General features: G+C 63.8%; 19 protein-coding genes and 1 pseudogene. 14 read left to right on the top strand and 6 right to left on the bottom strand.

Annotated features, from left to right (window positions below):
• Positions 1-94: 94 nt before the first annotated feature.
• The gene (locus AC04SG_RS14035; RefSeq protein WP_488551533.1) at positions 95-988 is read right to left on the bottom strand and encodes a hypothetical protein; all 894 of its coding nucleotides are present in this window, start codon (positions 986-988) and stop codon (positions 95-97) included.
• A 244-nt stretch (positions 989-1,232) separates the two neighbouring features.
• Positions 1,233-2,879: an acyl-CoA synthetase gene (locus AC04SG_RS14030; RefSeq protein ID WP_488551532.1), complete on the bottom strand. Its 1,647-nt coding sequence runs from the start codon at positions 2,877-2,879 to the stop codon at positions 1,233-1,235.
• 271 nt (positions 2,880-3,150) lie between these two features.
• Between AC04SG_RS14030 and AC04SG_RS14025 the strand changes: the two genes are divergently transcribed.
• The 7 genes from AC04SG_RS14025 to AC04SG_RS13995 all read left to right on the top strand — a co-directional run bounded on the left by AC04SG_RS14025 (position 3,151) and on the right by AC04SG_RS13995 (position 11,831).
• Positions 3,151-4,251, top strand: a complete 1,101-nt coding sequence (locus AC04SG_RS14025; protein ID WP_488551531.1) for a KamA family radical SAM protein — start codon at positions 3,151-3,153, stop codon at positions 4,249-4,251.
• Between the two features lie 137 nt (positions 4,252-4,388).
• Positions 4,389-8,198, top strand: coding sequence for a methionine synthase (gene metH / locus AC04SG_RS14020; protein WP_488551530.1), 3,810 nt, complete (start codon positions 4,389-4,391; stop codon positions 8,196-8,198).
• A gap of 201 nt (positions 8,199-8,399) precedes the next feature.
• Positions 8,400-8,639, top strand: a complete 240-nt coding sequence (locus tag AC04SG_RS14015; RefSeq protein WP_488551529.1) for a DUF680 domain-containing protein — start codon at positions 8,400-8,402, stop codon at positions 8,637-8,639.
• A gap of 113 nt (positions 8,640-8,752) precedes the next feature.
• Positions 8,753-9,724 carry an MBL fold metallo-hydrolase gene (locus tag AC04SG_RS14010; protein WP_488551528.1) on the top strand — a complete coding sequence of 324 codons (972 nt, stop codon included), beginning with the start codon at positions 8,753-8,755 and terminating at the stop codon, positions 9,722-9,724.
• A 31-nt stretch (positions 9,725-9,755) separates the two neighbouring features.
• The gene (locus AC04SG_RS14005; RefSeq protein WP_488551527.1) at positions 9,756-10,235 is read left to right on the top strand and encodes a tetratricopeptide repeat protein; all 480 of its coding nucleotides are present in this window, start codon (positions 9,756-9,758) and stop codon (positions 10,233-10,235) included.
• Positions 10,236-10,620: 385 nt separating this feature from the next.
• Positions 10,621-11,142: a DoxX family protein gene (locus AC04SG_RS14000; RefSeq protein ID WP_488551526.1), complete on the top strand. Its 522-nt coding sequence runs from the start codon at positions 10,621-10,623 to the stop codon at positions 11,140-11,142.
• Positions 11,143-11,507: 365 nt separating this feature from the next.
• The gene (locus tag AC04SG_RS13995) at positions 11,508-11,831 is read left to right on the top strand and encodes a DUF2934 domain-containing protein (RefSeq protein ID WP_488551525.1); all 324 of its coding nucleotides are present in this window, start codon (positions 11,508-11,510) and stop codon (positions 11,829-11,831) included.
• A 69-nt stretch (positions 11,832-11,900) separates the two neighbouring features.
• Here the strand turns inward: AC04SG_RS13995 and AC04SG_RS13990 are convergent, their stop codons facing one another.
• From AC04SG_RS13990 to AC04SG_RS13975, 4 genes and pseudogenes are all read right to left on the bottom strand, one after another.
• Positions 11,901-13,763 (bottom strand): CHASE2 domain-containing protein, encoded by a 1,863-nt coding sequence (locus AC04SG_RS13990; protein WP_488551642.1) that lies wholly within the window; start codon positions 13,761-13,763, stop codon positions 11,901-11,903.
• A gap of 20 nt (positions 13,764-13,783) precedes the next feature.
• Positions 13,784-14,314 (bottom strand): FecR domain-containing protein, encoded by a 531-nt coding sequence (locus AC04SG_RS13985; protein ID WP_488551524.1) that lies wholly within the window; start codon positions 14,312-14,314, stop codon positions 13,784-13,786.
• 865 nt (positions 14,315-15,179) lie between these two features.
• A pseudogene (locus AC04SG_RS13980) lies at positions 15,180-15,288 on the bottom strand (DUF2852 domain-containing protein); the annotation flags it as partial.
• A 206-nt stretch (positions 15,289-15,494) separates the two neighbouring features.
• The gene (locus AC04SG_RS13975; RefSeq protein WP_488551523.1) at positions 15,495-17,279 is read right to left on the bottom strand and encodes a hypothetical protein; all 1,785 of its coding nucleotides are present in this window, start codon (positions 17,277-17,279) and stop codon (positions 15,495-15,497) included.
• Positions 17,280-17,843: 564 nt separating this feature from the next.
• Between AC04SG_RS13975 and minC the strand changes: the two genes are divergently transcribed.
• The 7 genes from minC to AC04SG_RS13940 all read left to right on the top strand — a co-directional run bounded on the left by minC (position 17,844) and on the right by AC04SG_RS13940 (position 22,769).
• Positions 17,844-18,695 carry a septum site-determining protein MinC gene (gene minC / locus AC04SG_RS13970; RefSeq protein WP_488551522.1) on the top strand — a complete coding sequence of 284 codons (852 nt, stop codon included), beginning with the start codon at positions 17,844-17,846 and terminating at the stop codon, positions 18,693-18,695.
• Between the two features lie 61 nt (positions 18,696-18,756).
• Positions 18,757-19,572 (top strand): septum site-determining protein MinD, encoded by an 816-nt coding sequence (minD, locus tag AC04SG_RS13965; RefSeq protein WP_029869303.1) that lies wholly within the window; start codon positions 18,757-18,759, stop codon positions 19,570-19,572.
• Positions 19,569-19,841, top strand: coding sequence for a cell division topological specificity factor MinE (gene minE, locus AC04SG_RS13960; protein WP_112560940.1), 273 nt, complete (start codon positions 19,569-19,571; stop codon positions 19,839-19,841). Before minD ends, minE begins: the two co-directional genes overlap by 4 nt.
• A 391-nt stretch (positions 19,842-20,232) precedes the next feature.
• Entirely contained in the window at positions 20,233-20,664 is a 432-nt protein-coding gene (locus AC04SG_RS13955; RefSeq protein WP_488551521.1) for an ArsR/SmtB family transcription factor, read from the top strand.
• Entirely contained in the window at positions 20,661-21,191 is a 531-nt protein-coding gene (locus AC04SG_RS13950; protein WP_488551520.1) for an SRPBCC family protein, read from the top strand. The genes AC04SG_RS13955 and AC04SG_RS13950 overlap by 4 nt, the downstream gene beginning before the upstream one ends.
• Positions 21,192-21,275: 84 nt before the next feature.
• Entirely contained in the window at positions 21,276-22,037 is a 762-nt protein-coding gene (locus AC04SG_RS13945) for a hypothetical protein (RefSeq protein WP_488551519.1), read from the top strand.
• Between the two features lie 153 nt (positions 22,038-22,190).
• Positions 22,191-22,769, top strand: a complete 579-nt coding sequence (locus AC04SG_RS13940) for a dihydrofolate reductase family protein (RefSeq protein WP_488551518.1) — start codon at positions 22,191-22,193, stop codon at positions 22,767-22,769.
• The last annotated feature ends 286 nt before the right edge of the window (positions 22,770-23,055 follow it).

Genomic DNA, 23,055 nt, shown 5'->3' with positions numbered 1-23,055 from the left:
ATTGCGCAAGCGGCATCGGGCGGCCGCTCGGAACCTTCGCATCCGAAATCGAGAAAAAGTCGACTGATCTCGCCGCGAGGCTCTTCCGGGAGCCTTACTTCCCCGCCATCTGGTCGGCAAGCGCCTGCGCCTGGGCAAGCAGTGCCGGGAAGGCCGGGTCGGCCGGCAGGTTCTTCCCCATGCAGGCGCGATAGTCGGCGTCGCCTTTTTCCCAGGCGGCATTGGAGGCATCGAACGCTTTTTCGTCCTTGAGGTCCGAAGCCTGGTAGGCCTCCTGGAATTTCTGCGCGGCGGCATCCGCAGCCGCCCAGACGGCGTCGCAGGCGGCGATCTTCGGGACGGCAGGGGCCGCCGGCGCCGCTGTGATCGTGACGCTCTTGCCTTTGATGATCGTAACGATGACTTCCTGCTCGTAGATCGGTCCGACGTCCTGCGTCCAGCCGCCGAGCCGTGCGAAGGCAATGTCGGCGCCTTGAGGCGTCTTCAGCGGAAAGTCGAGCGTTCCCTCGAAGGCGGCGTCGCTGTTGATCGCCTGGGTATAGAAAGCATCGAGCTTCAGCGCCTCATCGATGCTTGCAGGCAGTTTGAAACTCTCGTCGGTCTCGGCGGCTTTGGCCTGGAGCCAGCGCTCCAGCAGCCCTCGCGTCGTTGCCACCAGGGTGGGGCCGTCGTCGCCTTTGGTGTATCGCAGCCCATCGAGCATGCCGTAGCCGATGTCGGAGTCGCTGAGGCTTTCGATATTGATCGTGCCGGTTGCCGGAAAATCCTTGACGCCCAAGGGGCCGATAATGCCGGAAAGACGCTGTTGCAGGTCGGCCAGCGCCTTCTCGTTCTGGGCGTCGATGGTTTCGATTGCAGCATTCGCGTCGTTCAGCGCCGCGATGGCCGCAATCGCCTTGTCGCGCGCTGCGATATAGTCATCCTCCGGCGAGGCCGCGAAAGCAACGCTGCTCACGAGCGCGAACAGAAACGTCCAGACCATCCGCATGATTTAAAACCCGCTCTACCTTCGATTCCAAGGATACATGACAACATTGGGCCGAAAAAAGACGGCGTCGGAGCTGCAGATCTCCCCCCTTGAGGGGGAGATGGCCGGCAGGCCAGAGGGGGTCGCCGCGCGTGAAGCGCTGACTCCTTTTGCAGTGCGAGACGACGTTAGCGCTTCACGCGCAACGACCCCCTCTGTCGCCTTCGGCGACATCTCCCCCTCAAGGAGGGAGATTGGCGCCTAATCACGCCTTGCGCTTCTCCACTTCCGCCTTCCTCAGCAAAAACCGCTGGATCTTGCCGCTTGGGGTCTTCGGTAGTTCGGTGACGAACTCGACCTCGCGCGGATAGGAATGCGCCGAGAGCCGCTTCTTGACGTGTTGGGCAAGCTCTTCGGCTAGCTTCGGGTTGCCCTTGTAGGCCGGTGCCAGCACCACGAAGGCCTTGACGATCTCGGTGCGCTGCGGATCGGGCACGCCGACGACGGCCGCCTCGTTGACCGCCGGATGCTCGATCAGCGCGCTTTCGACGTCGAACGGGCCGATGCGGTAGCCGGCCGAGGTGATGACATCGTCGGCGCGACCGATGAAGGACACCGAGCCGTCCGGCTCATACTCCACCGTGTCGCCGGTGCGGTAGTAGCCGCCTGATATCGCCGGCGTCTCGGCCTGATGATAACCCTCGAACCAGCGCAGCGGCGATCTGCCAATGTCGACGGCAAGGATACCGGGCTGGTTGGGGCCGAGCTCGTTGCCGGCCTCGTCGAGCACCACCATGCGGTAGCCGGGCATGGCGAAGCCGGCCGAGCCCGCACGTACGACATGCGAGAGCCCATGATGGTTGTTCACCATCATGCCGTTCTCGGTCTGGCCATAATGGTCGTGGATCGGGGCGGCGAGATGGGCGTCGAACCAGCGGATCACTTCCGGATTGAGCGGTTCGCCGGCGCTGCTCACCACGCGCAGTCTGCCTTTTACACGAGCGGCGGCCTCAGGCCCTTCCGCCATAAGCAGGCGATAGGCGGTCGGCGAGCCGGCGAGGCTGGTGACGCCGAGCCGCTCGATAAGGTCGTAGGTGCTTTTGGCGTTGAAGGCGCCTTCATAGAAGGTGGTGGCGATGCCGAGCTGCAACGGACCGGTGATGGCGTAATAGAGGCCGTAGGCCCAGCCGGGATCGGCGATGTTCCAGAAGATATCGTCGGGCAGCAGCCCGATCGCATCGCGCATATAGGCGCCGAACGCCAGCAGGGCGCGCAGCGGCACCGGAACGCCCTTGGGCAGGCCTGTCGTGCCGGAGGTCGACATTATCATGAACAGGTCGTCGCCCTTGCGCATCACCGGCTGGCAGTCGGGCGAGGCGGCCGCAACGGCGGCGCGGAAATCGATGTCGCCTTCCGGCAGCGCCTCGTCGGAGCCAAGAATGGTCGCGATTTGCGCTGGTGTCTCGACCTCGTCGAGCTTGCCGCGATTTGCCGGATTGGTCACCACGATCTTCGCACCGCTGTAGCCGAGACGGTGCTCGATGGCCTTCGGGCCGAAGGCGGTGAACAGCGGCTGGTAGACCGCGCCAATGCGCCATGTGCCGAGGATGAGCGCCACCAGCTCGGGGATGCGCGGCAGCATGCCGGCGACGACATCGCCGGCACCGACGCCGGCATCCTTGAGCACACTGGCGGCGCGACCCGACATGTCGGCGAGATCGTCGAAGGTGAATTCTCGCAATTCGCCGCCGGCCGAGATCGCGCGCAGCGCCAGCCGGTTTTCACCGGTGTAGCGGCCGCAGCATTCGACATAGGCATTGATGCCGGTTGCAGGGTTGCCATGCAACCGGGCGATCTCGTCTTCGATGCGAAAGCGCTGAACGGCATCCTCATAGCGCGGTCTTTTGCTCATGGCGGTCCTCCCTGTCAGCGCCCATCTCCCCATTGAGCGCCTTGTCCGTCAGATTGCCCGAAATCGCGGCGCTGGTCGATTGCGGCGAAAGTCGGGATTAGCCACTTTCTCCCCGTTTTACGGCGAGAAATGCCCGGCAGGGCAATGAGGGGCAGCGTCAGCCTCTGAGGTCGGCGGGAACTCTACGGATCAACGTCGGCGGCAACAGACGGTTGACCAACTGCGCCATCCGGCCGATAGCTCCGCGCAAATTGCTGCTCCGAGACCTCCAATGACCACAGACACCAATCTCAAAGCCGCCGATGCCGACAGCGCCTGGCAGGACGACATCCGCGCCGGCGTCCGCCACGTCCGCGATCTCGCCTCGCTGCCGCTGTCGCCAACTGAGCGGGTGGCGGCGCAGGAAGCGGCCGTGCGGCACAAGGTGCGTGCCCCAAAAACCTATCTCGACCTGATCGACTGGAACGATCCCGCCGATCCGATCCGCGCGCAAATCATTCCGTCGCCGGATGAGCTGGTGGAAACCGAGGGCGAGCTCGACGATCCAATCGCCGACCATGCCTTCAGTCCGGTGCCGCGACTGACGCACCGCCATGCCGACCGGGTGCTGTTGTTCCCGACCTATCAGTGCGCGGTCTATTGCCGCTTCTGCTTCCGCAAGGAGTCCCTGACCTCGATCGGGCGTGGCTATACGCACGAGGCTCTCGAAGAGGCTTTTGCCTATATCGAAGCCCGCACCGAAATCCGCGAGGTGATCCTGACCGGTGGCGATCCGCTGTCGCTGCCGGACAAGGCGCTGGCCGAAATCCGCGCCCGCATCGAGGCGATCGCGCATGTGCGGCTGCTGCGCATCCACACCCGTGTGCCTGTCGTGCTGCCGACGCGCATCACGCCGGGGCTGGTTGGCGCCTTGCAGGGCCGGCTGATGGTCACCGTCGTCACGCATTTCAACCACGCGCGGGAGATCACGCCGGCCACCGAGGTGGCCTGCCGCAGCCTGCGCCAGGCAGGCTTCGTGCTGCTCAACCAGAGCGTCCTGCTCAAGGGCGTCAACGACACGGTCGAGGTGCTGGAGGAGCTCTGCCGCGAGCTGATGTATCGTCTGGGGGTAAAGCCCTATTACCTGCACCACGGCGACCTCGCGCGCGGCATGGCGCATCGGCGCACCACCATTGCCGAGGGACAGGCGCTGGCCGGCGCGCTGCGCGCCCGCCTGTCGGGCATCTGCAATCCCGTCTATGTGCTGGACCTGCCGGAAGGCGGCGGCAAGGTGCCGCTTGGGCCGTACCATATCGAGGCGCGGGAAGGGGACAACTGGCGCATTCGCGGCCAGGATGGCGAGGTGAGGGTGTATCGGGACGTTGTGGGGTAGGCAGCGCCGGTTCCGCCAATGACCGGTGCCGGCCTGCTGTGGGTCATGATGATTGACCGGCCGTGACATGTTCGGTCGTATCCGTATATTGACATAAAGATATCCTTATATGATGGTTGTCGCCCCAAGGATAAAAAATGTCGCAGAATTCTGCATCGCTGGATGCGTTGTTCGGCCCCGTCGCGGTAAAGCCCGACGGTTCCGAAGTGCTTGCGGCACTCACCGCGGCGGCGCGCGAGCGCATCCTCATCCTTGACGGCGCCATGGGCACGCAGATCCAGGGTCTGGGTTTCGACGAGGAGCATTTCCGCGGCGAGGCCTTCGCCGGCTGCGCCTGCCACCAGCAGGGCAACAACGACCTGCTGATCCTGACGCAGCCCGCAGCGATCGAGGAGATCCACTATCAGTACGCCATCGCCGGCGCCGACATCCTCGAGACCAACACCTTCTCCTCCACTTCGATCGCGCAGGCTGATTACGGCATGGAGGATGCCGTCTATGCGCTGAATCGCGACGGTGCGCGGCTGGTGCGGCGCGCCGCCATTCGCGCCGAGCAGGAAGACGGCAAGCGCCGCTTCGTCGCCGGCGCGCTGGGGCCAACCAACCGCACCGCCTCGATGTCACCCGACGTCAACAATCCCGGCTATCGTGCCGTGAGCTTCGACGAATTGCGCCTGGCCTATGGCGAGCAGTTGCGCGGCCTGATCGACGGCGGCGCCGACATCATCCTGATCGAGACCATCTTCGATACGCTGAACGCCAAGGCGGCGATCTTCGCCTGCAACGAGATCTTTCTCGAGAAGGGCGTGCATCTGCCGGTGATGATTTCCGGCACCATCACCGATCTCTCCGGCCGCACATTGTCGGGCCAGACGCCGACCGCCTTCTGGCATTCGGTGCGCCACGCCAGCCCCTTCACCATCGGCCTCAACTGCGCGCTCGGCGCTAACGCCATGCGCGCGCATCTGGCCGAAATATCCGGCGTCGCCGACACCTTCGTCTGCGCCTATCCGAATGCCGGCTTGCCCAATGAATTCGGTCGCTATGACGAGAGCCCGGACTTCATGGCCGCGCAGATAGAGAATTTCGCCAGGGAAGGGCTGGTCAACGTCGTCGGCGGCTGCTGCGGCTCGACGCCGGAGCACATCCGCGCCATCGCCGAGGCGGTCAAAAAATATCCGCCGCGCCCCATTCCCGAGATCGCGCGCAAGATGCGGCTGTCCGGCCTGGAGCCGTTCACGCTGACCGACGAGATTCCCTTCGTCAATGTCGGCGAGCGCACCAACGTCACCGGCTCGGCCAAGTTCAGAAAGCTGATCACGGCGGGCGATTATGTCCCCGCGCTCGACGTGGCGCGCGACCAGGTCGCCAATGGCGCGCAGATCATCGACATCAACATGGACGAAGGCCTGATCGATTCGAAGAAGGCGATGGTCGGGTATCTCAATTTGATCGCCGCCGAGCCCGACATCGCGCGTGTGCCTGTCATGGTCGACTCCTCGAAATGGGAAATCATCGAGGCCGGCCTGAAATGCGTGCAAGGCAAGCCGCTGGTCAATTCCATCTCGATGAAGGAAGGCGAAGAAGCGTTCCTGCATCATGCCAGGCTGGTGCGCGCCTATGGCGCGGCGGTGGTCGTCATGGCCTTCGACGAGGTCGGCCAGGCCGACACCAAGGCGCGCAAGGTCGAAATCTGCACCCGCGCCTACAAGCTGCTCACCGAACAGGCCGGCTTCCCGCCCGAAGACATCGTCTTCGACCCCAATGTCTTCGCGGTCGCCACCGGCATCGAGGAGCACGACAATTACGGCGTCGACTTCATCGAGGCCACCGGCGAGATCACCGGCACCTTGCCGCATGTCCATATCTCGGGCGGCGTGTCTAACCTGTCCTTCTCGTTCCGCGGCAACGAGCCGGTGCGCGAGGCCATGCACGCCGTGTTCCTCTACCACGCCATCCAGCGCGGCATGGATATGGGCATCGTCAATGCCGGCCAGCTCGCCGTCTACGACACGATCGAGCCGGAGCTGCGCGAGGCCTGCGAGGATGTCGTGCTCAACCGCGCACCCAGGGCCGGCGGCACCGCCACCGAGCGCATGCTGGAGATCGCCGAGCGTTTCAAGGGCGCCGCCGGCAAGGAGGGCAAGGAGCGCGATCTCGCCTGGCGCGAGCTGCCGGTCGAAGGGCGCATTTCGCATGCGCTGGTCAACGGCATCACCGAATTCATCGACGCCGACACCGAGGAAGCGCGGCTGGCCGCCGAGCGTCCGCTGCATGTCATCGAAGGCCCGCTCATGGCCGGCATGAATGTCGTCGGCGACCTGTTTGGCGCGGGAAAAATGTTCCTGCCGCAAGTGGTCAAGTCGGCGCGGGTGATGAAGCAGGCGGTGGCTGGATTGCTGCCGCATATGGAGGCCGAGAAACTGGCCAACGCCGCCAATGGCATCGACAATGGCGAGCGCCAGACGGCGGGAAAGATCCTGATGGCGACGGTGAAGGGCGATGTCCACGACATCGGCAAGAACATCGTCGGCGTCGTGCTCGCCTGCAACAATTACGAGATCATCGATCTCGGCGTTATGGTACCGGCGGCGAAGATCCTGCAGACGGCGCGCGAGCAAAATGTCGACATCATCGGCCTGTCCGGCCTGATCACGCCGTCGCTGGACGAGATGGTGCACATGGCTTCGGAAATGGAGCGCGAAGGCTTCGACATCCCGCTTCTGATCGGCGGCGCGACGACCAGCCGCGTGCACACGGCGGTGAAGATCCACCCGCGCTATTCCAAGGGTCAGACGGTCTATGTCACCGACGCCAGCCGGGCCGTCGGCGTGGTATCGGCGCTGCTCTCAAACGACGGCAAGGCCGATTATGTCGACACGGTGCGGGCCGAATACAAAAAAGTCGCCGACGCGCATGCCCGCTCCGAGGCCGACAAGCAGCGGCTGCCGCTGGCCAAAGCAAGGGCCAATGCGCACAAGGTCGACTGGTCGGCCTACCAGCCGCCGAGGCCGTCCTTCACGGGCGTGAAACTGTTCCAGGACTGGGACCTGGCGGAGCTGGCGCGCTACATCGACTGGACGCCGTTCTTCCAGACCTGGGAGCTAAAGGGCCGTTATCCCAAGATCCTCGAAGACGAGACGCAGGGCCCCGCCGCGCGCCAGCTGTTCGAGGATGCGCAGGCGATGCTGAAGAAGATCATCGCGGAAAAATGGTTTGCGCCGCGCGGCGTCATCGGCTTCTGGCCGGCCAATGCCGTCGATGACGACATCAAGCTGTTCACGGATGAGGCACGCTCGCAGGAGCTGGCGACGTTCTTCACGCTGCGCCAGCAACTGACCAAGCGCGACGGCAAGGCCAATGTCGCGCTGTCGGATTTCGTCGCGCCTGCCGAGAGCGGCAAGCCCGATTATATCGGCGGCTTCATCGTCACCGCCGGCATCGAGGAGGTGGCGATCGCCGAGCGCTTCGAGCGGGCCAATGACGACTATTCCTCGATCATGGTCAAGGCGCTGGCCGACCGTTTCGCCGAAGCTTTCGCCGAGCGCATGCACGAGAAGGTGCGCAAGGACTTCTGGGGCTACGCGGCCGACGAGAAGCTGGCGCCGGACGAACTGATCGGCGAACCCTATCGCGGCATCCGCCCGGCGCCCGGCTATCCCGCGCAGCCCGACCATACCGAAAAGGCGACTTTGTTCCGGCTGCTGGACGGCGAGGGCAATGCCGGCGTCAGCCTGACCGAGAGCTACGCGATGTGGCCGGGCTCGTCGGTGTCCGGCCTCTATCTCGCGCATCCCGAAAGCTACTATTTCGGCGTCGCCAAGGTCGAACGCGACCAGGTCGAGGATTACGCCCGCCGCAAGGCCATGCCGCTGGCCGAGGTCGAGCGCTGGCTCGGCCCGATCCTCAATTATGTGCCCGTGGATTACGCAGAGGCGGCGGAGTAGCGTTCTGACGGTTCGGCGAAATTGCCGAGGCGCCGCAACCGCGCCTGATCCGGCCCAGCGTCTGCTCGACCGCCCCCTGATTTCTCCCCTTCCAAAAAAATCTCACCGCACCGGGGAATAAAGCACGGCCCTTCCGGGTCTTGTTATCAGCGGGGCCATTCCAGCCCGCGACCCAAAGAGACGAAACAAGGAATTTTGGACATGACCAAGCTCGCTTTCAGCGTGGCTGCGATGCTGCTTGCCTCGAGCGCTGCCTTTGCCGGCAGCGACCACTTCACCAACAAGGCCGGCCAGCCTTCCGTGGACACCAATGCCACGGCGTCAATTCCCTACACAGCACACCAGGACGGCGTCGACACCAAGGCGACGACGGGGCCGAAGCAGGGCTCGGTGCAAGACATCATTGACCGGCACAACCGCGACAGCATCTGGGGCCGCTGAGTCATGGGCGACGGCGCCGGATCCGCGCAGCCGCCTCACCGATCAGGACGGGGAGCCAGCGCTCTCCGTCATCTCTCCGCGACTTCAGACATCACTCACAAGAGGAAATCACCATGTTCAGCATGACACGTCGCACATTGCTTGGAACCACGCTCGCCGCAGCCGCCTTCGGCCTCGCCGGCAAGCTGGAATTCACGAAAGCCGCCTTCGCCGAAACGCCCGTCGAGCCGGCGGTCGGCTTCTACAAATACAAGGTCGGCGATATCGAGGTCACCGCCATCTATGACGGCATCTGGCGCAAGCCCCACGATCCGGCCTTCATCAAGGATGTCTCGGTCGACGACACCAAGGCCGCACTCGCCAAGGCTGGGCTGACCACCGAATTCATGCCGATCCCGCTCACCGTCGTCGTGCTCAAGATGAACGGCAAGCTGATCATGATGGATGCCGGCTCGGGCGTCGGCCAGTGGCAGACCAACGCCACGCATCTGCCGGCCAACATGGCCGCCGCCGGCATCGACTACAAGGCAATCGACACCATCATGATCTCGCATTTCCATCCCGACCATGTCTGGGGTCTGATGGAGAAGGGCACCAACGCGCCGGTGTTCCCCAATGCCGAGCTGATCGTCAACGCCACCGAATACAATTGGTGGACCGACCCCAGCCGGCTGGCGAAACTGCCCGAGGGCCGCAAGCCCGCCGGGAAGCGCATCGCCGAAAATTTTCCGAAATGGAAGAACTGGAAGCGGGTCAATGATGGCGCCGAGGTCGTGCCCGGCATCCAGATCATCGCCGCCCCGGGCCACACGCCGGGCCACTCGGTCTACCTCGCCAATTCCGGCAAGGAGCAACTGATGGTCTCGGCCGACACCATGTATGTGCCAGCGCTGCTGGCGCCGCATCCGGAATGGCAGGGCAGCTACGACCAGGACGGACCGACGGCGATCGCCACGCGTCACAAAATCATCGACCGGGTGATCGCGGACAACATCCGCATTTCCGGTTCGCACTTCCCGTTCCCGGGCACCGGCGTCTTCGTCAAGGACGGCAATGCCTACGGCTTCACCCCTGTTCAGATTTGAGCGCGAGCTTCCAACCAAAGCGAGAAAGACAATGAGAAAATCCTGTCTGGGCAAGAACGCTCTGTTCGGCCTGCTCGGCGCCATCGCCGTGCTGACCGTGGTTCCCGCAGCGACCGTCATGCCGGCCTTTGCTGTTGACGACATCGAAGGCACTGATGCGCCCGACCTCACCGCCGTCCAGGCCAAGATCGCCGTCAAGGACTACAAGGGCGCGTTGGCCGACCTGCGCGATCTCGCGCAGGACAACCAGCAGGCCGACGTCTACAATCTGCTCGGCTTCACGCTGCGCAAGACCGGCGACTTCACCACCGCGCTGACCTACTACAACAAGGCGCTGGAGCTGAAGCCCGACCACAAGGCCGCCCGCGAATATCTGGGCGAGCTCTATGTCGAAACCGGCGACATGGCCAAGGCCAACGAACAATTGGCCTCGCTGCAGAAACTCTGCCCCGCCGGCTGCGAGGAACTCGAGGATTTGCAGAAGGCGATTGACACCAAGGTGACGCAGTAAGGCCACAGCGCAAATTCCCCCTCACCCGGATTGCCAACCGAATTGCAAGGGCAATTCGGGGCAATCCGACCTCTCCCCGAGGGGAGAGGAGGCGACCAGCGCTGACGCTTTCCTCTTCTCCCCAACGGGGGTCCGAAGGACGGGCGAGGCCCGTGACTCGCCCCGGCAGAGGTGGCCGCGAAGCGGCCGGATGAGGGGGCCTTGGCGCCGACCTCAACCCATCCACCACACTTTGGGCGTCCGTGGCCGGCGCCCACAAAGGCCGGAGCCGGCATGCTTCCCTCAGGCTGGCTCCGGCCCCTCGGACATCTCCCGTCCAGCGCCATCCACGCCCGCCCCACCGGGCGCGCGGCGGCTGCCTGCACCCAAAATCCGGAGCCAGACCATGCTACTGACCGACCACACCGCGAAGCTGCACACGCTCGCCGCAAAATATCGCCTCAAGGACGTCACCTTGCTTGCCGGCCGCCTGCTAATGTCCTTCATCTTCCTGCATGAGGGTGTGACACTGGCCATCCATTTCGACGGCGCCGCCAAGGCGATGGCAGCCCAGGGCGTCGGCCTGCCGCCTTTCATCGCGACCATCGCGCTGCAACTGGGGGCAGGGCTCTCCGTTGCGACAGGCCTGCTGACGCGGCTGGGCGGCATCGGCCTTGGCCTGTTTTGCCTGGCAACGGCCACGTTGTTCCACACCAATTTCGCCAGCCAGAGCGAATTGCTGAATTTCGAAAAGGATCTGGCCATATCAGGCGGCATGTTCGTGTTGGCCGCGGTTGGCGCCGGCAGGTTCTCGCTGGACTGGCTGGTGGCCTGCTATCTGCAGCAACGCCAGCGCGACAAGGAGATGGTGGCGGCACTTCTGGCGGCGGAGAACGAGTTCACGCTGGAGGTGCGGTTGCCGGTTTGAGGCAGGCAAGGGCGAGGGGGAAGTCATCCTGCACCGTCGCGCTCCACGGCGCCCCCCTCTGCCTTGCCGGGCATCTCCCCCACAAGGAGGGAGATTGGCCGTCACCTCGGCCGTCGCCAACCTCCAACGTCACAGAACTGGCGAGGCGCCGAAGATGCTAATCTCCCCACAAGTGGGGGGTGAGGAGTGGTCCGCGCAGCGGACGGGAAGCCAATTGCTTGGCTGTCCGAACGACGAACGCCGGCAGGCCAGAAGGGGGGCGCCGTAGAGCGCCGCCTTTTCCGTTAGCTCCACCGATCACCCAAAATTTTTTGGATCGTTCGCACCGGCACCGCGTTCTTCCCTGACACCAGGGAGGAACGACGATGAGTGACGAACGGCACGAGAAGATCCAGAAGCGCGCATACCAGATCTGGGAGCGCGAAGGCGGTGGCGATCCCGAGCATCACTGGCACAGGGCCGAAGCCGAAATCGACCGGGAAACCGCTTTGCCGCTGACGGCCGACGACGCCTTGCCGCAAACCAGAGAGATCGCCAGCACCGACGTGCTGACGGTCGAGGAATTGGCCGTGCGCACCGGCATATCGGGCGACGAGGCGCAGGAGCTGATCGATCGCCTGGGCACCGACCGGGCTGCGGTTGAGCAGGCGGCGCGGAGGCTCGAGGGGAAAGGGCGGCGCACGTCTTGATCGGGGGCCTCACGGCGCCAGAGGCTTGGCGAAGGGATGGATGGTGCGCCATTGATCACGGGGCCGGATCTACTGCTGCGCCCGCGCACTCTGCCAAAGCCAGATTGCGAGCGAGCTGGATCGCCCACGGATCTGGGTCTCCACAGGTCCTCTTAAAGCACCGGATTTGAACAACGCGCAGTCGCGACCGGCGACCTCAAGCATTTCGTAACTCACCGCCACTTCGGCATTCTGGTCGGCAGCGATCTCCATCAAGCGACTTGCAACGTTGACGGTGTCGCCGATGGCTGCAATGTGCTGACGCCCTTCGCCGCCGAGTCGTGAGGCCACGATTGTTCCATGATGCGCTCCAATCTTGAAGCCGATCCGGGATGCGGTCGACGCAGGCAACGAGGCAAGCCAATCGTTGGTGTGGCTGGAGAGCCCGACACAACAGCGGGCAGCATTGAAGGCGTCGTCTGTCGCCGGTTCCGGCAGGCCGAACAGGATCATGGCGCCGTCACCCATGAAACTCGTGACAACGCCACCACAGCTTGTCACTTCTTCGTCCACCAACGCGTGAAAATTGTTCAGGAGTTCGCGTGTGGCGCTCGGTCCCAATGTTTCACTCAGTCCGGTGAAGCCGGACAGGTCGATGAACAGGATGGCGGCTTCTGTCCGGACGGGTTCCGAGAGGAAGTCGCCATGCTTGGCGAGCCATGCCCCCAGTCCTGGGGCTTCAACGCGTTGAAGCAATTGGCTCTGCGTGGCGAAATATTGAGCCCGGCTCCTGCCCAGCCAAAGCTGCGCGGCCCCAAACAGGATTGCCGGCGGAATGGCGGCGGTCATCGGCAGCGCGGCGCTCAACCAGATATGGTGCAGGAAAGCGGTCATGTTGACCGCGACCCAGATCAGGACCACGCCGGCGACCGCCGCGAGGCCGATGGCGTTTCGGCGCCACGCCAACAGGCCGACAAGAAGCATGGGCAGCACCACGGCAAAGCCTGCGTCTGCAAGGCGAACATTCTGGTCGCGCACGATTCCGTCGCCAGTCAACAGATGGGCAATCGCCGTCGACATGACCTCGACGCCCGGCAATATGGGATCGAACGGTGTCGGGAAGACATCGCCGGTGCCGGTTGCGGTCGCTCCTATCAAGACAATTCGACCCCGGATAGCGCCGGGATCGAATTGGCCCTCCAGCACGGTCGCGGCGCTGATCGTGCGGATCGTGCCGCGCGGGCCATAGAATGTCAGAGGCAGGATGTGACCAATGTCCGTACGGATCGACCGTCCGTCCAGCGATAGATCATCGGGCGTAATTCCAGGGTCCTCTCCCGCCGCCATGGCGGCGACACGCAAGGAGAAGGACGCTTGCAACTGGTCTCCGGCCCGAAACAGCAACGGCACGAACCGGGGCGTTCCCGTCTTGTCGGTGACCACGTTCACGACGCCGACAGCGGCGGCGTCCGAAAACGCTTTCAGGGGCCACAGAAACCGCTCGGCATTCGGCACGCGGGCCAGCGGTCCTTCGCCCAGCGTCCATTGTTTGCTTCCGGGGTAGATCGCCGCTGCGGCGATTACGCTTCTGCTCCTGCTCAGCGAACGCGCTAGCGCTTCGTCAGTGTCTTTTGCCCCGGGGTCGACCAGCAGCAGGTCGAGCGCAATGGCTTTCGGCCCAAGCGGCTCTATCGTATCGATGATCCGGGCAAGCGTGGCGCGGCTGAGCGGATAGCTGCCCTCGCGCCGCACCGCTTCATCGTCTATCGCGACAATGGTGACCAGCTCCGGCGGCTTTGCCGTTCCTCGAACAAGCGTTCGAAGATCGGTCATCGTTGCCTCGACGCGATCGAGAAACCACAAATTACTGCGCCAGTGTGCGAAGCCCAGGCCGGCGCCCCAAAGACCCGCCAGAACGAGCGCGATCAGCGTCGGAAGCCCTCGTCGGCTCATTGCCGGCTCATTGGGCAAGCTCACTGGCCGAAACGGGCCAGCAAGGCGGACACGCGCTTCGCGGGCCAGCGCTTGACGACGAGTTCGCCTGTCCCGGCCTCGACGTCCACGCCATCCCCCGGTGCGAGGACCACGACATCGGTGGATGCCGGTCTTTGCACGGCGACGCGACCTCTCAGGACGAAAACAGACGTCTTGCCATTGCCAACGTCGACTGCCCATTTTGTGCCGCGCACCGCGGCGATTGCCTGCGGGGTGATCACCGCGAAGCCACCCTGGACCGCGCCGGGCCGAGCATCGAGCAGCAGCGCCTTGCGCCGCAACCTGACCGCGTCGGGACTGCCGTTTCTATCGCGATCCTCCAGCGTAAAACGAGCGCCACCTTCCACGATGACGGAAAGGCCTTCCCGACATCTCAGAATCTGTCGGGACGTACCGGCCACCGGCTCCAACATACACCCTGCATCCTGCGCATGGGCGGCATCCACCCAGAAGACACCGGCAAACAGGACAGCCACCAGGCTACAGAAAAATCGGCCCCTTGCGCGCATCAACGTCTCCTCGCTTTGCGAAACCCTGCGGCAGGAAATTCTTTGCCGTCAGCTTGCCCGCGTGTTTGGTTCACGAGCCGGCACTTGCAGCCGCGTTGACTTGAGGATGCCGACGGGCAATCGTAACACGACAAGCTGCTCCGGCGTTAAGCATGTTCGGCATGGCGGGTCGCCGGGCAGGCAAGGTGAGGGAGGCGCCCATGGCGACCACAAGCGCCACTGCACCAGAACGCGATGGAGATCCACCGGGAAGCCGCTTTGCCGCTGACGGCCGACGAAGCCCTGCCGCAAACAAAGGAGATTGCCGGCACTAACGTTCTTAGTCGAGGAACTGGTCCGTGCGCACCGGCATGTCGGGGGACGAAGCGCGGGGTCTGTTCGACCGCCTGGGCACCGACCGCGCCGCCACCGGACAAAAAGTCTGGGAAGAGGCGCAATCTCGGCGCGTTTGATAACCGCGAAGCGGCGGAGAAACACGAGGCCGAAGGTGCAGTATTTCAAGCGGCATTGAGGAGGTGGTCGCAATAGCGATACACCATTGAAGGCGTTCATTCTCTGTAATTACGAATGACAGCAATGCGCCTCATGTCGGCCGTAGAGGTCAGCTTCGCAGCTTCCCTGAAAGCAGACCTTGCCGGCCATCAGGCTGGAGGTCGTGGTTGCGCCATTTGCCGACCTTCGCACGGCTACGTGCGAACGTCTTATACAATGCCTGATGCGGACGGTCGCAGCTGCGCTGGTCTTCTATTCGAACGACAACGAAGCGGGAGCGGATGAGCTCCGTATCGCAACTCGTGGCGGGCGCCCGCGATCGGTTAGGCGGTTGCGCACCGTCACCTTCGCCCGCTCGCACGCGTTTGACGAACCGGTCGCCCCAGAGGATGTAGGCCAGCGTGGCCAAGGCCGAGCGGCCAGAAGAGCACGAAGCCAAGCACCATCAGCGCGACCGTCGCCGGCGTCCAGGCCGGGCCCATCAGTGCACTCGTGTCATTTTCTCACCTACCTTCCGTTGGGCAGCAGGGACGGCTGCTCGGGATCGGGATGGCGACCGAGAAATTCGCTACTCAAGACTGGCCAGGTCAAACCAAACCACCGCTTGGAGGTGTTCCGACAAATCGGAATTCGGTGAACGGTTGGAGCCCGGGCGGCCGACCGGATCGGTCCGCCCGTATGAGCTCCGTCAGAGCCGTTCGAGCGTCACCGTGCCTGGATCGCCCTTCCAGGCTTTCGAAAATTCGTCCGCGGCCTTGGTTTCGGCCGCAGTATCGCCTTGGGCCTTCGCCGCCTGCTGCAGCCCGAACAGCGCCCAGGCGCTGCTGCGTGCGCGGTCGAGCGCCGCCACGAACTCCTTCGCCGCGTCCGCCGGCTGACCGTTCTTGAGGAGGGCGGCGCCCAGGGACTGCCTCACGGGATAGTACCAGTACGGTGGCTCCATATAGGGGATCGTGTCCTGCGTTTCGGCCGCCTTCTTCCAGAGGGCTATCGAACCGCCGACATCGTTCTCGGCCTGCGCAGCGCGGGCGCGTACGACATCTTCGGCCACTTGCAGGACAGACAATGCCGGGATTCCCCAGGCATCGTGCACCGACCAGTCGGTCTCCTGGGCGATCTTGTGGATGGCGTCCGCCTCTGCTCGGGCGCCTGACGTGTCCTTCTTCTCGGCCAGGGCGACGCCGCGCGCATAGTGCCACATCGACGTGACGTAAGGCGGCGCGCCGGCCGGCTCGGGCTTGGCCAGGATCGTATCGGGCTCGGCATATTGCGCCCAGGCAAAATAGGGAGCTGCTTTCACCGGCTGTACGATCGGAATGGCCGTGGCTACATCGTTGGTCAGAAACTTGTCCAGCTTGTCGGCCTCTGCAAGCACCGTCTTCGAGTCACCGAGGAGCTGGGCCGAAACCAATACGAAGTGCACGTTGTGGGAATAGTAGCCGAGCGGATAGACACCGACAGCGCCGGTTTCGGCGATATATGTCTCGTCCACTTTCGAGGCAGCTTCGTTGGACTTCAGCGAGTCCGTGTAGCGGCCGACGCGGTAGTAGATATGGCTCGGCATATGGACGATGTGTCCGGCCCCCGGCATAAGCGTTGCCAGCCGATCCGCGTAGGGCTCGGCGCGCTCCGGACGATCCGATGCCTCGACAAGATGAATGTAGAGGTGAATTGCCATCGGATGGTCAGGCTTCTTGGCGAGAACGCCTTCCAGCCGCTTCTGGACGTCGGCGGTGCGGCCCTTGGGTTCCTTGCCGCCCGGCTTCCAATAGTCCCAGGGCTGCGTGTCCATGCCCGCCTCTGCCGCCAGCACAGCGAGCTCGAGATCGTCAGGATATTTGTCGGAAAGCGCCGCAGTTGCATCGGCGAATGCGGCATTCAGGGCGTTTCGATCGGCGTTGGGATCTTCGGAATACCGCGTAGCGACTGCCTCGATCAGTCGCCGCTCCTTCTCGGTGGCACCGGATGAAAGCGCTTGCGCCTTTCGAAGAGCAGCGATCGCCGGTGCATTTGCGGCAGGATCCATCGGCACGTTGATGTTGGGCCCAAGGATCAGCGCCTCGCCGAGGAAGCACATCGCGCAGTCGGGATCGAGGCTTTGTGCCTTGCGGAAGGCGCGTCGCGCCTCCGCGTGATTGAAGTTGGTGGCGAGCCGCAGCCCCTGGTCAAAGTATTTTTGAGCATCTGCGCTCTTTGTGCTGATTGGATAGTTCAAGGAACCCAGGTCGTCCCACAGGGGCGGCTGGGCCTCTTCGTAGGCCTTCATGTCTTCCGGGGACAATGATTGGCCGGCGGCGGCCAGGACGACACAGTGTCCGACGCCGAGTTCTCCCGGCAACGGCACTCTTGTCGCCGCCGCAAGCCGCGACTGCAACGGACTGTCGGCGACGTAAGCAACGGCAGCGCCGGTGCCGAGACCCATCAGGACAAGTGCGGTCCATCCCGCGCTTGGCAGGCAAGCACGCAGTTTCATCTGAACCTCCCTGGCGTTCGATACGATCGCCAACCCCGATCAGCCCTGTCTCTGCCAATTCTCGATCGGGGTGGTGCGGGCGTTGATGATCCGTCTCTTTCCGCCGTTTGGCAACATATTTCCTGCTGCTAATGTATCTGCGAATCAGACGTTATCTGTCTAACCCGCCGCGCTCGAAGGCGTTATTCTGGCAGGCCAGAGTTGCTCGAGCCACCGATCCGATCCGCCAAAGGCCTTTAGCCGTTGCACAATCCTGCGATTGAGCGGACCGCAAGGTCGGGAGCGTGGCGCAAAGCGACCGTCTGTCGGCGAACAAGCGAGCGTCGTACTTGGGTCAGATCACGTCCACGCCTGCGGCTACCGGGAGTGTCCGCTTCTCAAAATCCGAACCTCGAAGCTGCCAGTCCGCATACGGCCCGTATCAAGACGTACAATGTGTCGCCGGTTGGCGTCCGAAACTGGCGTCTAGCCAACCTTCCGATTTCACGCGGGCTCCCCCTCCCGTTAACCTTTCATTAACCATGCCCGGCCTAGCGTTTACCTATCAGTAAGGAATCGCCCGCCGTGACCTTTGCCGCTCCCCTCGACGCCAAATCCATTCGCTTTCGCGCCCGCTCCTTCGTCGCTTTCACGCTGACGCCGGAGGCGCCTTTGGATGTTTGGCTGGAGAGCCTGGATCGCTGGATCGGCAACTCGCCGGGCTACTTTGCCGGCCGCCCGGTGGTGCTCGATCTGAACGTGCTGAAGCCCGATGTCGTCGCCATCGAAGCGCTGATCGGCGTGCTCGGCCAGCGCGGCATCCGCGTCTATGCCATGGAACTCGACGGCGGCGGCGAGCTTGGCGCGCATCTGCCGCCGGTGCTGGTCGGCGCCAAGGAGGCGACCACCGACGGGCTGCTGCAGCCAAGCCGCAAGGCGGGCAGGGCGGAGGATGCTACTGCGTCGGGCGACAAGCCGGCCGCCGATCTTAAGGCAGCAAGCGATTTGAAGGCGGATCTGAAGCCAAACGATTTGAAGGCAACCGATCCGAAGCCGGCGGCCGATGCCAAGCCGCTGCCGAACGACGCCAAAGCCGGCGCGCCGGACGCCGGCACGTTGATGATCCGCTCGCCGATCCGCTCGGGGCAGCTGATCTTTCATCCGCATGGCGATGTCATCGTGCTGGGCTCGGTCGCTTCCGGCTCCGAAATCGTCGCCACCGGCTCGATCCATGTCTATGGCACGCTGCGCGGCCGCGCTTCGGCGGGTGCGCAGGGCAACACGGCGGCCCGCGTCTTCTGCCGCAGAAACGAGGCCGAGCTTCTGTCGGTCGATGGCTGGTATTGCACGGCCGAGGAGATGGACCCGTCAGTCCGGGGCAAGCCTGTGCAGGCATTTCTCGACAACGGCATGCTGCGCATCGCCCCTTTCAGCTAATGCGGCGGGCGCGGCTCGCGCCCGGTCAGCGACATAACGAACAACAACGGAGGCTTTATTGATGGGCAAGGTAGTGGTGGTCACCTCGGGCAAGGGGGGCGTCGGCAAGACGACCTCGACCGCGGCTCTGGGGGCGGCGGTCGCCAAGACCGGCAAGAAGGTGGCGCTGGTCGATTTCGATGTCGGCCTGCGCAACCTCGATTTGATCATGGGGGCCGAACGGCGCGTGGTGTTCGACCTCGTCAACGTCATCCAGGGCTCGGCAAAGCTGTCGCAGGCGCTGATCCGCGACAAGCGGGTCGAGACGCTGTTCCTGCTGCCGGCCTCGCAGACGCGCGACAAGGATGCGCTGACCGAGGAGGGCGTGGCCGAGGTCATCGGCAAGCTGCGCTCGGTCTTCGACTATGTCTTCTGCGACAGCCCGGCCGGCATCGAGCGTGGCGCGCAGCTCGCCATGCGCTTTGCCGACGAGGCGGTCATCGTCACCAATCCTGAGGTGAGTTCGGTGCGCGATTCCGATCGCATCATCGGCCTGCTCGACGCCCGCACCTTGCGCGCCGAGCAGGGCGAGCAGATCGCCAAGCACGTGCTGGTCACGCGCTACGATGCCGCCCGCGCGGCTCGCGGCGAAATGCTGTCGATCGACGATGTGCTGGAGATTCTGTCGACGCCGCTCTTGGGCATCATCCCGGAGAGCCAGGATGTCCTGCGCGCCTCCAACCTCGGCTCGCCGGTGACATTGTCGGAGCCGCTGAATGCCGCAGCCAAGGCTTACATCGATGCCGCAAAGCGGCTCGAGGGCGAACAGCTGCCGGTCATTGTGCCCTTCGAACGCAAGGGCTTCCTCGATCGTCTTTTGGGAAGGAGGGCGGCATGAACCTGCTCGACATCTTCAAGCGGCGCACCAGCGCGCCGGTGGCGCGCGAGCGGCTGCAAGTGCTGCTCGCCTACGAGCGCCGCAACCGCAGCCAGCCCGACCTCGTCTCCATCCTGCGCGAGGAGATCATGGCGGTGATCGCCAAGCATGTGCAGATCGACCAGGACTATCTGCAGGTCTCGATGGACCGCGGCGAGACCATGTCGACGCTGGAGATCGACATCCAGATCCCCAACAAGAGCCCGGTGCCGCTGGCAATGGCGGGGTGAGGGGCTGACGCTGCTAATCTCCCTCCTTGTGGGGGTTGAGGAATGGTCCGCGAAGCGGATGGAAAGCCAATTGCTTGGCTTTCCGAATGACGAAAGCCGGCAGGCCAGAGGGGGGCGCTGTCCCGCAGGCCTGTCAATCACATGTGGCACCCGGCCTTGCCGAAGACATGAGTAGCTGAGACGTAGCGATCCTTCGCGCCCCCCTCTGTCCTTCCGGACATCTCCCCCACGAGGGGGGAGATTGCTCTCATCCCCGCGGTCAGCGCCAAGCACCCCACCCGAACCTGCGGTCCGACCTCCCACAAGGGGGGTAGGGGGTCGGCTCCTTCTCCCAAAAAAACATTCAACCAAACGGTTGACTATTCAAAAGCCTGCATCTATATTCAACTACATGGTTGAATTAGAGACGCCCCAGATGGATCAGGTTTTTCACGCCCTTAGCGACGCCACGCGCCGCAACATGCTCAACAGCCTCGCCGGCGGCGAGCGTACGGTGAGCCAGCTGGCCGAACCCTTTGCCATGTCGCTGGCCGCCGCCTCCAAGCACATCAAGGCGCTGGAGCATGCCGGGCTGATCCGTCGCGAAGTGCGCGGCCGCACCCATGTCTGTCACCTCGAGGCGCGTCCGCTGGCCACCGCCTATGAGTGGCTCGGCGCCTACGCGCGCTTCTGGAACAGCCGCCTCGATGTCCTCGAACAGCTGTTGCGCGAGGAGGCGAACCGCAAAACATCGACGACGCAGACGATGCCGCCACCGATGAAGCCAGAAACACCCAAGCCAGAATCGATCACGCCAACATCATCCGAGGGAGACGACCAATGAACCAGATGAACTTCGACGGCTACGGCCAGTTGATCCAACCCGCCACTTTGAGGATCGAACGGCTTTTGCCCGGAACCAGGGAGCGCGTCTGGGAATATCTGACGCAGAGCGATCTGCGCCGCCAGTGGATGGCCGCCGGCGACATGGAGGAGGGGGAAGGTTCGTCCTTCGAACTCGTCTGGCGCAATGACGAACTCACCGACCCGCCCGGAGAAAGGCCGGCCGGCTTCGGTGATGAGCACCGGATGCAGAGCCGCATTGTCGAATACGACCCGCCGCGCAAGCTCACCATCACCTGGAGCGGCAGCGGCAATGTCTCGTTCGAATTGGCGCAGCGCGGCGACGATGTCCTGCTCACCGTTATTCACCGCCGCCTGCCCGACCGCTCGAGCCTGCTGATGCATGCCGCCGGCTGGCACATACATCTCGATATTCTGGCGGCCCGCATGACGGGCGAGAAGCCGGAAACGTTCTGGGACGGCTGGAACCGTCTCAAGACCGACTACGACCAGCGCCTGCCGGCCTGACCTGACCTAAGCATTTCTGCCTGACCTCGCGCCGGATGCCGGCGCGAGGACCGATGAAACACGTCCCAACATTGGAGAGAGACAATGCGTGCATTCAGAACAATCGGCTTGGCTATAACAATCGGTCTTGCCGGCCAGTCGGCAGCCCGGGCAGCCGACACGACCATCGACCGGATGCCGGCCCAGCTCGAAACCCGCTATGCGCTCAGCGCCTTGCCGTCGCCATTGCGCGACAAGGCGACCGTCTATCTGCTCGATCCCGCCAAGGGCTATCAGCTTGCCCGGCAAGGCACGAGCGCTTTGACCTGTATTGTCGAGCGCACTGCCTGGGAAATCGGCGACTTCCGCAACGACATCTATTTTCCCCTCTGCTACGACGCCGCCGGCACCAGCACCTATCTCAAGGTGATCATGGATGCCGCCAAGCTTCGCGCCGAGGGCATGGACGCTGCCGCGCTGAAGGCTGAAATCCAGAACCGCTACGACAACAAGACCTACAAAACGCCCGACAAGGCAGGCCTGTCCTACATGGTGGGTCCAGTCATGCGCACCATCGGCCCGCCCGACATGCAGGTTCACACCATGCCGATGCCGCATCTGATGTTCTATGCCGCCGGCATCACCAATGAGGACATCGGCGCGGCGCCGGACCTCGCCAATCCTTCCAGCCTGCTCAATCCCTTCATCGACAGACAAGGCAACGCCGAGCAGAGCTACATGATCCAGCTCGTCGGCGAGACGGAGAGGGCGAAAATACTGGCCGACGAAAAGCCGCTCATCGACGATCTCTGCGCCTACCGCGATGTCCTTTGCCTGACAGACCAGATGGATATGGACCACCACTGACCGCCACGTCCCCACGCCAGGGGGACGGGTGCAACAGGGATGGCCGATCGGCCATCTCGCAACGACCGCGTAGCCTCCGCCCTGGAGGCTCGCACTTACCACCGATGAAACCAAGCGACGTGCTTGCATCCCGCAAGCCTGAAGGAGGAAGTCATGCGTAAATTGATCACCGGAATGAAGATCTCCATCGACGGCAAGATGGAAGGACCCGAAGGGTTCGCCGACTGGGTCGACAACTGGTCGGAGGAATACGGCCTGATGCCTGAGATCGACGCCTGCCTGCTCGGCGGCGTCATGTATGCCGGCTATGAGCGCTACTGGAGCGCGATCCTTGAGAACGAGCCGGACCAGCCGCTGCCGATGACCGGCAAGCTGGTCGACCCGGCCGAACTCGAATGGGCCCGGTTTGCCGCGAAAACCCCGCATTATGTGCTGTCGAACACCATGACTTCGGCAGCCTGGCCGTCGACGCGCTTCCTGCGCAGCCTCGACGACATCGCCGCGCTGAAGCGCGAGCCGGGCAAGGACATCTATCTCATGGGCGGCGCCCGCATCACCGCCAGCCTGATCGAGGCCGGGCTGGTCGATGAGATGCGGCTGATCGTCTATCCGCTGCTCGCCGGCGACGGCAAGGCGCTGTTTGGCACAGTGCACGCTAGGCACAAGCTGGAACTGCGCAAGGCCGAGCCGCTTTCGGATGGACGGGTGAGCCTGGTGTATGGGGTGGCGTAACCTCGCCAGCCTTGGGTTCCTCGCCCCCGCAAAGCGGGGGAGAGGTGGCCGCGAAGCGGACGGAGAGGGGGCTGCGGCGTTGGTGATTTCTCTCGTTGAAGGCCGCGCCATTCCCCCTCTCCGTCGCGGCTGCGCCGCGCCACCTTGTATCTACACGAGAGAGATTTCGTGGGATTGAAGCGATTGAGCCAAGGTCCGGGCGGCCGCCCGGACCTTGGCTTGGCGAAGTCGCCCGTACCACCTGAGGTTACAGCCGCGGGAGAGCTTGGGATCTTCGCCTTCGTCA

It is taken from the genome of Mesorhizobium sp. CNPSo 4684 (assembly GCF_057784315.1).
This window is presented reverse-complemented; position numbering and strand designations above follow the sequence as displayed.